Genomic DNA, 11,747 nt, shown 5'->3' with positions numbered 1-11,747 from the left:
GCATCCGGCGTCCATGGCGACCAAGGCACCCTGGGCGGATCCGCCCGAAACCGCCGACCTGGGCGAACTGCGTTCGGCGGCGTCCGGCTGCCGCGGCTGCGACCTGTACCGCGACGCCACCCAGACCGTTTTCGGCGAAGGCCCCCGCGCGGCGGAGATCATGGTGGTCGGCGAACAACCCGGTGACCAGGAGGATCGGCAGGGTGCCCCGTTCGTGGGGCCCGCTGGGCGGTTGCTCGACCGGGCGCTCGACGAAGCGGGTTTCGACCGCCGGAAGATCTACGTCACCAACGCGGTCAAGCACTTCAAGTTCAAACGCGACGAACGCGGCAAGCGGCGGATCCACAAGACGCCGTCGAAGACCGAGATCGTCGCCTGCCGTCCGTGGCTGCACGCCGAACTGGCGGCGGTCCGCCCGGATCTGCTGATCTTCCTCGGCGCGACGGCGGCGAAGGCGCTGCTGGGCGACGACTTCCGCATCACGCGCAGCCGCGGCGAGCGGATCGACCTCGCCGAATTCGCCACCACCGCGGTCGCCACGGTGCATCCGTCCGCAGTCCTGCGCGCGCCGGATCGCGACGAGGCCTATCAGGCCTTCGTCGCGGATCTCGTGGCGGCGCGCGGCGCCCGCTGAATCAAGCGACTTCGGAGCTGCTGCCGCGGTCGTGCAGGCCGAGCATGTCCAGCAGGGTCGCGCAGTCTTCGGGGCTCTTGGCCCGCGAAGCCACGGCCAGGGCCGCCCTACGGCGGATGGCCTCCTGCTCCGGTGTGTCCTGGCCTTCCGGCAGCAGGTCCGGCACCGGATGAAGCCCGAGTTCGTTGTGCATCGGTTTCCCCCTTGGCTGAAGGATGACGTGACTGCTTGGTACCCGCGTTCGCGGGTTTGAACACAGGTGTCCCCGTTCGGGTGCGCAGAGACACAGAGCGACTGCTCCGTCCGTGTGAATCAGCTCCGCAGCGCCGGGAGCAGCGTCTCCTCGGCGAACCGCAGGAAGCCTTCCTGCTGGTCGCCACCGATCTGGATCAACGCCACATCGGTGAATCCGGCGGCCTCGAATTCGCCCACCCGCTTCACGATCGCGTCCACGTCGGGACCGCACGGGATCGCCGCGGCGACGTCGTCCGGCGTGACGAATTGCGTGGCACCGGCGAATCCCGCGGGCCCCGGCAGTTCGGCGTTGACCTTCCACCCACCGCCGAACCAGCGGAACTGCTCGTGCGCCCGCTGGATCGCGGCGTCGCGATCCTCGCCCCAGGACACCGGCAGCTGCGCGATCTTCCTGGTGGGCGGGCCGAGTTTGGTGGCGTCCCACTCGCGGCTCAGTGATTCGTCCGGTTCCACCGCGATCATCGCGTCGGCGATCGGCGCGAACCGGGTCACCGACTGCGACCCGGACACCGCGACCGCGATCGGCACGCGCTGCTCCGGCAGGTCCCAGAGTTTCGCCGAGTCCACCCGGAAGTGGTCACCCTTGTAGTTGAAGTAGCCGCCGTCGAAGAGCCCGCCGATGATCTGGACCGCTTCGGCCAGCATCTCGTGGCGGACGTTCGCCGGCGGCCAGCCGCGGCCGACGACGTGCTCGTTGAGGTTCTCCCCCGCGCCGAGCCCGAGGGTGAACCGGCCGTCCGACAACGCCTGGACGGTCGCCGCCTTCTGCGCCACCACCGCCGGGTGATAGCGCATGGTCGGGCACGTCACGAAGGTCATCAGTTCGACCCGTTCGGTGCTCTGGGTGACCGCTCCCAGCACGCTCCACGCGTACGGCGAATGCCCCTGCTCGTCGAGCCACGGCGAATAGTGGTCGCTCATCACCTCGAAGTCGAACCCCGCCTTCTCGCCTCCGGCGGCGTATCCCACCAGGTCCTTCGGTCCGGCCTGTTCGGTCATGAGTGTGTAGCCGATGCGCATCGAAACCTCCTTCGCGTCGACCTCCGCGTACCCGCCCGTCCCCTGGATCAACCGGACGTTTATCCGGCGAATCGAACGGGGTACCTGATCCGCAGAAGGAGAGGAGCCGCGATGCCGCAGCAGGCTTGGAGCGACAAACGAGAACGTCAGTACGAGCACATCAAGGAATCGGCGAAGGACCGGGGCGCGAGCACCGACCGGGCCGAGGAGATCGCCGCGCGGACGGTCAACAAGAACCGCGCGCAGGCGGGCGAGGCACGCGAGGCCAGCCGGACGTCCCTGGAGGACATGTCACCGCAGCGGCGTGGTGGTAAGCGGTCCGGCAACCGGCTGGGCCCGAACGGACCGACGAAGGACCAGCTCTACAACGAGGCGAAGCAGCGCAACGTCGAGGGTAGGTCGAAGATGTCCAAAAAGGAGCTTCAACGAGCTCTGGGTCGTTGAGCACGCGTCACGCGGCGGATCCCCGTCGCGGTCATACCACGGCCATGGACGGATGGATTCAGTAATGGACGCATACGGGCGGGGCGGCCTGACCCCGCAGACCAGGGCCCAGTCGGACGGTCTGTCCGACCGGGTCGAACTCCGTCTCCCCGCCGAGGCGGAGCAGATCCCTCTCGTCCGCACGCTCACCCACGGTGTGGTGGCGCGCGCGGACTTCGGCTTGGACGCCATTTCAGACGCGAAGATGGCCGTCGACGAAGCCTGTTCCCAACTTGTCCAGCCCGCGGAACTGGGAGCCGTTCTTTGTTGTGTCTTCCACGAGATACCGGAGGGGATCGCCGTCTCGATCTCGACGCGGACGAGCAAGCCCTATCTGCCGAGCGAGACGACCTTCGGCTGGCACGTCTTGACGACCTTGACCGGGTCGGTGACCGCCCGATGCGAACCGATCCCCGGCGAACTGGGGGGCACGACGACGATCGAGCTCGTCCTGGCCCCGGGAACGAGCGACGGGTGAGTGGCGAGCGCAAGACACTCACCCGGCAGGCGGACGACTACGCCCACTGCGAGCCCCTCTTCGAGGAGTTGTCGTCGCTGCCGGAGGACTCTCCGCGCCGCCAAGAGCTGCGTGCCCGGCTCGTCACCGAGCTCCTGCCGCTCGCCGAACACATCGCCACCAGGTTCTCCGGCCGGGGCGAACCCCGCGAGGACCTGGTGCAGGTGGCGCGGATCGGTCTGATCAACGCGGTCGACCGGTTCGACCCCGGCCGTGGGCACGACTTCCTCTCGTTCGCCGTGCCCACGGTGATGGGCGAGGTCCGGCGTCACTTCCGGGACACCGGCTGGTCGGTCCGGGTACCGCGGCGGCTCAAGGAACTCCACGTCTCGCTCAGCCAGGGCACGGCGGCGCTGTCGCAGCGGCTCGGCCGCGCGCCGACGCCGACCGAACTCGCCGAATACCTGGGGCTCGAAGTCAACGACGTCCGCGAAGGGCTGCTGGCCGGCCAGGCGTACCAGACGTTGTCGGTCGACAAACCGGTCCACGACAACGCCACCGAGGCCCTCTCGCTCGCCGACACGATCGGCGAGGAGGACCACGACATGGCGTTGGTGGAGACCCACGAGGCGCTGCAACCGCTGCTGCGGGAACTCCCGAAGCGCGAACGCGCGATCCTCGTCATGCGGTTCTTCGGTGGCTACACCCAGACGCAGATCGCGGAACGCATCGGCATCTCGCAGATGCACGTTTCGCGGCTCCTGTCGCAGACGCTGGAACAGTTGCGCGGGAAGCTCTCGGAGTAGCACCGAACGGCGAACACGTGTGATTGGAGACCGAACTCGCGTGATTGGGGGCGGAACTCTCTGTTCCGCCCCCAATCACGTGTGATCCGGCTCTGATCACGCGTGTTCCGGCTCCAAGCACACGTGAAGGCCCCCTTCACTGCGTCCAGTGCAGTGAACCGGCAAAGTCGCATAAGTGCTGGTCAAGCGGCGACCAAGGGAAGCTCGTCACCCTGATCCCCCACACATCGCTCGACCGTCCACAGGGGACACCGCCAAGGTGACCATGCCCGGTTTGGGCGTTTTCAGGGGTGGTCGTGAGTGTTTTGGTCGTTCTAACGGCAATCGCCACTCACGACCCACTCAAAAACCGTGCAAATAAGAATCAAAAGGACATTTATCCGCCTGATGGCGTCCTTGTGGACGGAAACCGGGTGAACCTCCTGTCATCCGCCGTACGCCGAGAGTGGTACCGGCCAGCGCGTATGCGACTTTGAAGGCCCCCTTCACTGCGTCCAGCGCAGTGAAGGGGGCCTTCACGGTGAAAGACCTACGCGGGTTTCAGCGGGTCATGCCCCACCGACATCAGCTTGTGCCGCCAGTGCGCCTGGCCCGCGACCGGTTCCAGGTCGTCGCGCCGCTCGTCCGCCACCCGGCGGACGACCGAGCGCATCACCCGTTCGTCCTCGGCGGTGAGGTCGGTCCGGCGCTTGCCGAGGATGCCCAGCACATGCCGCCCGGTCGGCGTCCCCGCCTGGTCCGGCAGTGCTTCGTCCTCGTCGTCGGCCGACCGCGTGCGCAGCCAGTCGGCCAGTTCCCGCGAGGTCATGTTGACCACGCGATGGAATTCTTCCCACAGTTCGTCATCGATCTCGTGCACGGCGAAACCTCCTGCCAGCACTGGACTTCTACGGCGTCGTGTACGGCGCCTGGTGTTCGATCGACGGGCTCGCCGCCGGGTAACGGCCGTCCTGCCCGGGCACCGGCGTCACGGTCGTGCCCTGCTGTTCGGGATCGACACGCTGCCGGGGACGGTTGATGACCGCTTCGGCCTCCTGCTCACCACGGATCCGCGAGAGCACGCTGAGCGTGATCGCGTGGGCGATGGCCAGTACCAGCAGCAGGACACCGAGCCTGCCCACCACACCGGGCAGGTCGCTGCCCCCGATGTCGATGGTCGACAACAGCGCCAAGACGCCCAACGTCGCGAGGTGGAACAACACCGTCACAAGCCAGGTCATCGACGCGCCCGCGGCGGGATCCCCGTGGGAACCCCGCAGGTAGCGCTTACCGCTCTGGTAGATGATCAGACCGTCGAGCATGACCAGCGCCACCCCGATGACGAGGAAGGCCACGTATGCGTTGGTAGTCATGCCGGAACGCTCCCTTCGTAATGGACCTCACCCCTGAGATACCCGGGACCTCCCCCTGGAAAACGCCGTCTTCCAGGGGGAGGTCCCGGGTGATGGTCAGCTGCCGGGGCGGTCCACCTCACCGCGCCACGCGCCGGATTCGCGGCCGCGGCTCTCGATGAATTCCTTGAACCGCTTCATGTCGCCCTTGATCCGGCGGTCGAGCACGCCGAGTTTGTCGGCGACGTTCTCGGCGAAGCCTTCCGGGTCGATCTCCATCTGCGCCGTGACACGGGTCTTGTTGTCGTCCAGGCGATGGAAGGTGATGACGCCCGCGTGGTCGGGACCGGAGTCCGAGGTCCACGCGACACGTTCGTCGGGATGTTGCTCGGTGATCGTCGCGTCGAATTCCCGGCTCACCCCACCGAATTTGGTCACCCAGTGGGTATGGGTCGCGTCGATCTGACGGATCTCTTCGACACCTTCCATGAACTGCGGGAAGCTCTCGAACTGAGTCCACTGGTTGTACGCGGTCTTCACCGGGACTTCGACGTCCACCATTTCGGTGATCGTGCTCATGCATCCTCCTGTCCGTTGGGTGCTTTTCGAGCCGGCACTCCCCGGCTACCCGGCGCTCAGTGGAGCGAAACACGCTGTGATTGACCCGCCGGGCGGCCGGGTACCCGGCGGGCAGAACGCTCCGAGGAGGTGCCCCATGATCGAAGAGACCCACCGGAAGCCGCCCGAGGAAAGGTCGGTCGGCGAACTGGTTTCCGATCTCGGTGACGAGGTCAAACACCTGGTCCGCGACGAGATGCGGCTCGCCGTGTTCGAGTTGCAGGGCAAGGGCAAGAAGATGGGCGTGGGCGCCGGATTGTTCGGCGCGGCGGGCATTTTCGCGCTCTTCGGCCTGGCGACGCTGATCACCGCCGTGGTGCTGGCCCTCGCCCTGGTCATGCCCGCGTGGCTGGCGGCCGTGGTGACGGGCGCAGCGCTCCTTCTGATCGGTGGTCTCTCCGCGCTCGTCGGCAAGAAGGAGGTCACGAGCGCGAGCCCGCCGGTTCCGGAAGAAGCCATCGAGGGTGTCCGCGACGATGTCGACACCGTCAAGCAAGGAGTCCGCTCATGAGCGATTTCCCCAAGAACGCCGAAGAAGCCCGCGCCGATCGTGACGTGACGCGCGAAGAACTCACCGAGACCCTCGACGCGCTGGGCAAGAAGTTGGACGTCAAGGCGAGGGTGAACGACAACCTCGACGCGAAGGTCGATCAAGCCAGCGCGAAGATCTCCGACAAGGTTTCCGAGCCCGCGGCCGACAAGTTCCGCCAGGGCACCGAAATCGTCCGTGCCAATCCCCTGCCGATCTTCGCCGGCGTGCTCGCGTTGCTCGTCACGATCCGGCTGATCCTGCGAAAGAGGTCTTCGTCGTGAACAAGGTTCTCTACAAACCGCTGAACATGGTCGTGAGCGCCGCGGGCGGTGTCCTCGCCGGGATCGCGTTCAAGCAGATCTGGAAACGCGTGAGCGGCGAGGAGGACGCGCCGAACGCCACCGACCGGGATTTCACCTGGACCCAGGTGATCGTCGCGGCCGCCGCGCAGGGCGCGATCTTCGGTGCGGTGAAGGCCGCCACGGAACGGGCGGGCGCGGTCGGCTACCGCAAGGCGACCGGCGACTGGCCCACGGAGGACTGACGATGCGCGTCGTGATCATCGGAGGCGGCTTCGCCGGGTACAACGCGGCGAAGACCCTGCTCAAATCGGTCGGCGACGACACCGAGATCGTGGTGCTGAACCCGACCGACTACTTCCTCTATCTCCCCCTGCTCCCCGAAGTCGCCGCCGGGATCCTGGAACCGCGGCGGATCTCGGTGTCCATTCCGGGCACGCTGCGCGGGGTGCGCCTCGTGCTCGGCACGGCGACCTCCGTCGACTTCGACGGCCGCACCGTGGCCTACACCGATCCTGAAGACCGCGAACACCACCTCGGCTACGACCGCCTGGTGCTCGCCGCGGGCAGTGTCAACAAACTGCTGCCGATCCCCGGCGTGCCGGAATACGCCCACGGTTTCCGTGGCCTGCCCGAAGCCCTGTACCTGCGGGATCACGTCACCCGGCAGATAGAGCTCGCCGCTTCCGCGAAGGATCCGGCCGAACGCGACGCGCGCTGCACGTTCGTCGTGGTCGGCGCCGGGTACACCGGGACCGAGGTCGCCGCGCAGGGGCCGGCGTTCACCGCCGCGCTCGCCGCCCGGCACCCCGAACTGAAGGATCAGAAGATCCGGTGGCTGCTGCTGGATCTGGCCGACCGGGTCCTGCCGGAACTCGACCGGCGGCTCGGCACCACCGCGGACGAGGTGTTGCGCGCACGCGGTGTCGAGGTGCTGATGAAGACTTCGATCGAGGACGCAGGGCAGGACGGGGTCACCCTGACCTCCGGTGAATCCGTGCCGACCCACACCCTGGTGTGGTGCGTCGGCGTCCGGCCGGATCCGCTCATCGAGGATCTGGGGCTGAAGACCGCCAAGGGCAGGCTGGTGGTGACGGCGCAGCTGAACGTTCCCGGGCGGCGCGACGTCTACGCGTGCGGGGACGCGGCTGCCGTACCGGATCTGACCAGGCCCGGCGAGTACACGCCGATGACGGCCCAGCACGCCGAACGACAGGGCAAGCTCGCCGGCAAGAACGTGGCGGCGTCACTCGGACACGGGTCGCACGGCACGTACCGGCACCACGACCTCGGCTTCGTCGTCGACCTCGGCGCCCACCAGGCGGCCGCGAATCCCTTGCACATCCCGCTTTCCGGGTTCGCCGCGAAGGCGGTCACCCGCGGCTACCACCTGCTGGCCATGCCGGGCAACCGGCTGCGGACCGCCACCGACTGGGCCCTGGACGCGGTGACGAAACGGCAGACCGTCCAATTAGGACTCGTACGCTCGGGTTCGGTGCCGCTCGACACGGATTCCCCCGAACTGCCCCGCACGAACTGCTAGAGGAGACGCCCCATGACCGCCGAATCCGATCCCGTCCGCGCCGAAGGCCCCTCCGTGGTCACCGAAGGCGGCAACGAAGCGGCCAAGCTGCTGGTCCTCGACCCCGCGGGCGAGGGGAAGCACGGTGAACTCCCGGCCACGTGGCGGCCGCTCGCGGCCCAGCGTCAGGTCATCTGGTGCAGGCTGCCCGTCGACGGCGCGCTCAGCCAGGCCGAAGACGTCCTCGGCGACGCGGAACCCGGCGGCCCGCCGATCGACGTGGTGGCCGCCGGCGATTCGGCCGCGGAGGCGCTGCGGCTGGCCGAACGCCATCCCGGCGCCGCGTCCCATGTCCTGCTGGTCGACCCGGTACCGGACGAGTCCTCCGAACTGGCCGAACGGGTGCGCTCCGGCGGGACCGCGGTGGACGTGCTCCCGCACAGCACCGGCGAGCCGTACAACCGGATCCCGCCGCCGCTGCCGCTCGGGCATCCCGACGTCGTCGCGGGGGTCACCAAGATCCTCGAGGACGTTTAGCCGCCGGGGCGGGGCGGTATCCGGCGCCCATGAGCGAAACCGTTGCGGACCATGTTCTGACCAGGCTGCGCGAATGGGACGTGGAGCAGGTCTTCGCCTATCCCGGCGACGGCATCAACGGGCTGGTGACCGCGTTCGGCGCGGCGGAGAACAAGCCCCGGTTCGTGCAGACGCGCCACGAGGAGATGGCGGCGTTCGCGGCCGTCGGATACGCGAAGCTGAGCGGACGGCCCGGTGTCTGCATGGCGACGTCCGGCCCGGGGGCGATCCACCTGCTCAACGGTCTCTACGACGCCAAACTCGACCACGTGCCGGTGGTGGCGATCGTCGGGCAGACCGCGCGCAGCGCGATGGGCGGCAGCTACCAGCAGGAGGTGGACCTGCAGGCGCTGTTCAAGGACGTCGCGAGCGAATACCTCGTCGAGGTGAACGTCCCCGAACAGCTGCCGAACGCCCTCGACCGCGCCCTCCGCACGGCCATCGCCCAACGCGCGCCCACGGCGCTGATCATCCCGGCGGATCTGCAGGAGGAGACCTATCAGCCGCCGCAGCACGAGTTCAAGCACGTGCCGTCCTCCCCGCCCGATCACCCGCGGGCCAGCGTCATCCCGCCGTCGGACGAGGTCGCCCGCGCGGCTGAGGTGCTGAACGCGGGCGAGAAGGTCGCGATCCTGGTCGGGCAGGGCGCGCGCAACGCCGTCACCGAGGTGCGCGAGGTGGCCGAGCTGACCGGTGCCGGAGTGGCGAAAGCGTTGCTGGGCAAGGATGTCCTGACCGACGACCTGCCGTACGTGACCGGCTCCATCGGGCTGCTCGGCACGCGGCCGACGTACGAGATGATGCGGGACTGCGACACGCTCCTGATCGTCGGCTCGAACATGCCGTACGCGCAGTTCCTGCCGGAATTCGGCCAGGCGCGGGCGGTCCAGATCGACATCGATCCCCGGTTCCTCGGGCTGCGCTATCCGACCGAGGTCAATCTCCTCGGCGACGCGAAAGGGACCTTGCAGCAACTGATCCCGTTGCTGGAAGGGAAATCCGAGCGCGGCTGGCGCGAGCGGATCGAGAAGAACGTCGGCGAATGGCAGGAGACGCTGACCCGGCAGGCGATGCTGGAGGCGGAACCGGTCAACCCGATGCGGATCGTGCACGAGCTGTCCGAGCGGATCCCTGAGGACGCCATCGTCACCGCCGACTCCGGTTCGGCCACCAACTGGTACGCCAGGAACCTCCGGATGCGCGGCCGCATGCGGGGCACGCTTTCCGGCACCCTCGCGACGATGGGTTCCGGCGTCCCCTACGCGATCGGCGCGAAGTTCGCCCATCCCGACCGGCCGGTGATCGCGCTGGTCGGCGACGGCGCGATGCAGATGAACGGGATGGCGGAACTGCTGACCATCGCCCGGTACCGCGAACTGTGGACGGATCCGCGGTGCGTCATCTGCGTGTTCCACAACGGTGATCTGAACCAGGTCACCTGGGAACTGCGCGCCATGGGCGGCGCGCCGAAGTTCGAGCCGTCGCAGACCCTGCCGGAAGTGTCCTATTCGGACTTCGCGCTGGAGATCGGCCTGGGCGGGATCGCCGTCGACGATCCCGCCCGGCTCGGCGAGGCGTGGGACGTCGCGCTGTCGACCGACGTGCCGACCGTGCTCGACGTCCGCTGCGATCCCGAGGTGCCGCCCATTCCGCCGCACGCCACCTTCGAGCAGGTGAAGTCGATGACCGAAGCCGTCCTCAAGGGCGAACCCGACGCCTGGCACCTGCTGACTCAGGGCATCAAGACGAAGATGCAGGAACTGCTGCCCTCGCGCCGCTGAGGTTCACGCGCTGGCGCCGCCGTCGAGGACGATGTCGTGCCCCACGACGTACGCGGACTCGTCGGAAGCCAGCCAGAGGACCGCCGCGGCGATCTCCTCGACCGCGCCGATCCGGCCGAGCGGGATGACCGCGCCGAGCCGGGCGGCGCGGTCGGCCTCGGACTCACCGGGCCGGAACGACATGTCGGTGTCGGTGGCGCCGGGGCTGACCGCGTTGATCCGGATGCCCTCGGCGATGTGGTCGCGGGCGGCGGTCCGGGTCAGCACGTCCACGGCGGCCTTCGACGCGGCGTACGCGGCCATGCCCGGCAGGCGGTGGTGCGAGCCGACGTTGGACGACATGTTGACGATGGCTCCCCCGCCGCCCTTCCGCATCTGGGCGATCTCGTGCTTCATGGACAGCCAAGTGCCCGTGAGGTTCGTCCGCAGGACGGCGTCGAAGCCGTCTTCGTCGAGATCCGCCGTCGGTGCCGGGCTGCCGAGGACGCCGGCGTTGTTGAACGCGATGTCGAGTTTGCCGTGCCTCCGCACGGTCTCGGCGACGAGACGCTCGACTTCGGAGCCGACACTCACGTCCGCGGTCACCGCGTCGGCCGTTCCGCCGTCCGCCTCGATCTCCTTCACGGTCTGACGCAGCTTCTCGCCGTCTCGCCCGGAAACGACCACCTGAGCGCCTTCGCGCGCGAAGGCCGCCGCCGTGGCGCGCCCGATCCCGGATCCTCCACCGGTGACCAGGACGACCTTGCCGTTGAATCGCTTCCCCACAGTGAATACCACTTTCTGGTCCGATCGTTCCATTATCAGTGTTTGCGAGCGGCTTCGAGAACCGCGATGGCCTGCCTCGCCGCCGCCTTGACCCGCGCCGCGGGATCCGGCCCCTTGCTCAGCACCCTCATGCCCTGCAGGACGGTGAGCAGGAAGCCGGCCAGCTCTTCCGGGTCGGCGGCGGCGTCGAGTTCGCCCTGCGCCTTCGCGCGGCTCAACGCCATCCGCACCGCCAGTTCGAGCGCGTCCCAGCTGCGCTCGACCACCCGCACGACCTCGGGATCCTTCGGCATCATCTCCATGGCGGCGTTGACCACGAAGCAACCTTTGCGGCCCGATTCGCCCAGGATTTCGGCGAGATAGCGGTCGATGAGCCGTCGCACTCCCGCGACCGCCGGCCACGGACCGGCGAAATCCTCGACGAACCGCTCGTTGCCCCGGGCGATGTAGCGATTCAAGGCCGTCAGGTACAGCTCGTGCTTGGTGCCGAAGGTCGCGTACAGGCTCGCCTTGCCGATGCCGAGCTCGGCGACCAGGTCACTGACCGAGGTGGCCTCGTAGCCCTGCCGCCAGAACAGCTCCAGTGCGGCTTCGCAGGCCGCGTCGACGTCGAATTCCTTCACCCGGGACATGACAGGAGCTTAACCTCATCTGGACCGATCGGTCAA

Annotated in this window: 17 protein-coding genes; 10 read left to right on the top strand and 7 right to left on the bottom strand. The window is 68.0% G+C overall.

Annotation, left to right across the window (positions count from 1 at the left end):
- Window positions 1-13 precede the first annotated feature (13 nt).
- The gene (locus AB8M46_RS24925) at window positions 14-634 is read left to right on the top strand and encodes a UdgX family uracil-DNA binding protein (RefSeq protein WP_394361781.1); all 621 of its coding nucleotides are present in this window, start codon (window positions 14-16) and stop codon (window positions 632-634) included.
- Between the two features lies 1 nt (window position 635).
- Here the strand turns inward: AB8M46_RS24925 and AB8M46_RS24920 are convergent, their stop codons facing one another.
- Entirely contained in the window at window positions 636-827 is a 192-nt protein-coding gene (locus AB8M46_RS24920; RefSeq protein WP_037344288.1) for a hypothetical protein, read from the bottom strand.
- Between the two features lie 119 nt (window positions 828-946).
- On the bottom strand, window positions 947-1,909 hold the full coding sequence (locus tag AB8M46_RS24915) for a TIGR03557 family F420-dependent LLM class oxidoreductase (protein ID WP_037344604.1): 963 nt from the start codon (window positions 1,907-1,909) through the stop codon (window positions 947-949).
- A 111-nt stretch (window positions 1,910-2,020) separates the two neighbouring features.
- Between AB8M46_RS24915 and AB8M46_RS24910 the strand changes: the two genes are divergently transcribed.
- The 3 genes from AB8M46_RS24910 (at window position 2,021) to AB8M46_RS24900 (ending at window position 3,655) form a co-directional block, all read left to right on the top strand.
- The gene (locus AB8M46_RS24910; RefSeq protein WP_037344287.1) at window positions 2,021-2,353 is read left to right on the top strand and encodes a hypothetical protein; all 333 of its coding nucleotides are present in this window, start codon (window positions 2,021-2,023) and stop codon (window positions 2,351-2,353) included.
- A 64-nt stretch (window positions 2,354-2,417) separates the two neighbouring features.
- Complete coding sequence (locus tag AB8M46_RS24905) at window positions 2,418-2,870, top strand: anti-sigma factor (protein ID WP_394361780.1); 453 nt, start codon at window positions 2,418-2,420, stop codon at window positions 2,868-2,870.
- Window positions 2,867-3,655: a SigB/SigF/SigG family RNA polymerase sigma factor gene (locus AB8M46_RS24900; protein WP_037344286.1), complete on the top strand. Its 789-nt coding sequence runs from the start codon at window positions 2,867-2,869 to the stop codon at window positions 3,653-3,655. Before AB8M46_RS24905 ends, AB8M46_RS24900 begins: the two co-directional genes overlap by 4 nt.
- A 529-nt stretch (window positions 3,656-4,184) precedes the next feature.
- Here AB8M46_RS24900 and AB8M46_RS24895 read toward each other — a convergent pair.
- From AB8M46_RS24895 to AB8M46_RS24885, 3 genes are all read right to left on the bottom strand, one after another.
- The gene (locus AB8M46_RS24895) at window positions 4,185-4,514 is read right to left on the bottom strand and encodes a DUF3140 domain-containing protein (RefSeq protein WP_037344285.1); all 330 of its coding nucleotides are present in this window, start codon (window positions 4,512-4,514) and stop codon (window positions 4,185-4,187) included.
- A gap of 28 nt (window positions 4,515-4,542) precedes the next feature.
- Entirely contained in the window at window positions 4,543-5,007 is a 465-nt protein-coding gene (locus AB8M46_RS24890; protein WP_394361779.1) for a hypothetical protein, read from the bottom strand.
- Between the two features lie 96 nt (window positions 5,008-5,103).
- Window positions 5,104-5,565 (bottom strand): SRPBCC family protein, encoded by a 462-nt coding sequence (locus AB8M46_RS24885; RefSeq protein WP_394361778.1) that lies wholly within the window; start codon window positions 5,563-5,565, stop codon window positions 5,104-5,106.
- A gap of 136 nt (window positions 5,566-5,701) precedes the next feature.
- On the opposite strand from AB8M46_RS24885, the gene AB8M46_RS24880 reads away from it, so the two are divergent.
- The 6 genes from AB8M46_RS24880 to AB8M46_RS24855 are packed head-to-tail and all read left to right on the top strand — an operon-like array spanning window position 5,702 to window position 10,314.
- Window positions 5,702-6,115 (top strand): phage holin family protein, encoded by a 414-nt coding sequence (locus AB8M46_RS24880; protein WP_378423459.1) that lies wholly within the window; start codon window positions 5,702-5,704, stop codon window positions 6,113-6,115.
- On the top strand, window positions 6,112-6,417 hold the full coding sequence (locus AB8M46_RS24875) for a DUF3618 domain-containing protein (protein WP_037344281.1): 306 nt from the start codon (window positions 6,112-6,114) through the stop codon (window positions 6,415-6,417). The genes AB8M46_RS24880 and AB8M46_RS24875 overlap by 4 nt, the downstream gene beginning before the upstream one ends.
- Window positions 6,414-6,680 (top strand): DUF4235 domain-containing protein, encoded by a 267-nt coding sequence (locus AB8M46_RS24870; protein WP_007030245.1) that lies wholly within the window; start codon window positions 6,414-6,416, stop codon window positions 6,678-6,680. The genes AB8M46_RS24875 and AB8M46_RS24870 overlap by 4 nt, the downstream gene beginning before the upstream one ends.
- 2 nt (window positions 6,681-6,682) lie before the next feature.
- On the top strand, window positions 6,683-7,978 hold the full coding sequence (locus AB8M46_RS24865; RefSeq protein ID WP_394361777.1) for an NAD(P)/FAD-dependent oxidoreductase: 1,296 nt from the start codon (window positions 6,683-6,685) through the stop codon (window positions 7,976-7,978).
- A gap of 12 nt (window positions 7,979-7,990) precedes the next feature.
- A complete protein-coding gene (locus tag AB8M46_RS24860) occupies window positions 7,991-8,494 on the top strand; it encodes a hypothetical protein (protein WP_037344279.1) in 504 nt (167 codons plus the stop codon).
- Window positions 8,495-8,523: 29 nt separating this feature from the next.
- Complete coding sequence (locus AB8M46_RS24855) at window positions 8,524-10,314, top strand: thiamine pyrophosphate-requiring protein (RefSeq protein ID WP_394361776.1); 1,791 nt, start codon at window positions 8,524-8,526, stop codon at window positions 10,312-10,314.
- A 3-nt stretch (window positions 10,315-10,317) separates the two neighbouring features.
- Here the strand turns inward: AB8M46_RS24855 and AB8M46_RS24850 are convergent, their stop codons facing one another.
- On the bottom strand, window positions 10,318-11,079 hold the full coding sequence (locus AB8M46_RS24850; protein ID WP_394361775.1) for a glucose 1-dehydrogenase: 762 nt from the start codon (window positions 11,077-11,079) through the stop codon (window positions 10,318-10,320).
- A gap of 35 nt (window positions 11,080-11,114) precedes the next feature.
- Window positions 11,115-11,711: a TetR/AcrR family transcriptional regulator gene (locus AB8M46_RS24845; RefSeq protein ID WP_378423467.1), complete on the bottom strand. Its 597-nt coding sequence runs from the start codon at window positions 11,709-11,711 to the stop codon at window positions 11,115-11,117.
- Between the last annotated feature and the right edge of the window lie 36 nt (window positions 11,712-11,747).

The organism is Amycolatopsis sp. SB7-3, assembly GCF_041021335.1.
GTDB classification, from domain to species: Bacteria; Actinomycetota; Actinomycetes; order Mycobacteriales; family Pseudonocardiaceae; genus Amycolatopsis; species Amycolatopsis japonica.
This window is presented reverse-complemented; position numbering and strand designations above follow the sequence as displayed.

Bases quoted from the DNA above. Each gene is read 5' to 3' on its own strand.
- AB8M46_RS24885 (WP_394361778.1), bottom strand. From the start codon at position 5,565: ATGAGCACGATCACCGAAATGGTGGACGTCGAAGTCCCGGTGAAGACC.
- AB8M46_RS24915 (WP_037344604.1), bottom strand. From the start codon at position 1,909: ATGCGCATCGGCTACACACTCATGACCGAACAGGCCGGACCGAAGGAC.
- AB8M46_RS24905 (WP_394361780.1), top strand. From the start codon at position 2,418: ATGGACGCATACGGGCGGGGCGGCCTGACCCCGCAGACCAGGGCCCAG.
- AB8M46_RS24925 (WP_394361781.1), top strand. From the start codon at position 14: ATGGCGACCAAGGCACCCTGGGCGGATCCGCCCGAAACCGCCGACCTG.
- AB8M46_RS24880 (WP_378423459.1), top strand. From the start codon at position 5,702: ATGATCGAAGAGACCCACCGGAAGCCGCCCGAGGAAAGGTCGGTCGGC.
- AB8M46_RS24860 (WP_037344279.1), top strand. From the start codon at position 7,991: ATGACCGCCGAATCCGATCCCGTCCGCGCCGAAGGCCCCTCCGTGGTC.
- AB8M46_RS24875 (WP_037344281.1), top strand. From the start codon at position 6,112: ATGAGCGATTTCCCCAAGAACGCCGAAGAAGCCCGCGCCGATCGTGAC.
- AB8M46_RS24920 (WP_037344288.1), bottom strand. From the start codon at position 827: ATGCACAACGAACTCGGGCTTCATCCGGTGCCGGACCTGCTGCCGGAA.
- AB8M46_RS24855 (WP_394361776.1), top strand. From the start codon at position 8,524: ATGAGCGAAACCGTTGCGGACCATGTTCTGACCAGGCTGCGCGAATGG.
- AB8M46_RS24865 (WP_394361777.1), top strand. From the start codon at position 6,683: ATGCGCGTCGTGATCATCGGAGGCGGCTTCGCCGGGTACAACGCGGCG.
- AB8M46_RS24910 (WP_037344287.1), top strand. From the start codon at position 2,021: ATGCCGCAGCAGGCTTGGAGCGACAAACGAGAACGTCAGTACGAGCAC.
- AB8M46_RS24890 (WP_394361779.1), bottom strand. From the start codon at position 5,007: ATGACTACCAACGCATACGTGGCCTTCCTCGTCATCGGGGTGGCGCTG.
- AB8M46_RS24845 (WP_378423467.1), bottom strand. From the start codon at position 11,711: ATGTCCCGGGTGAAGGAATTCGACGTCGACGCGGCCTGCGAAGCCGCA.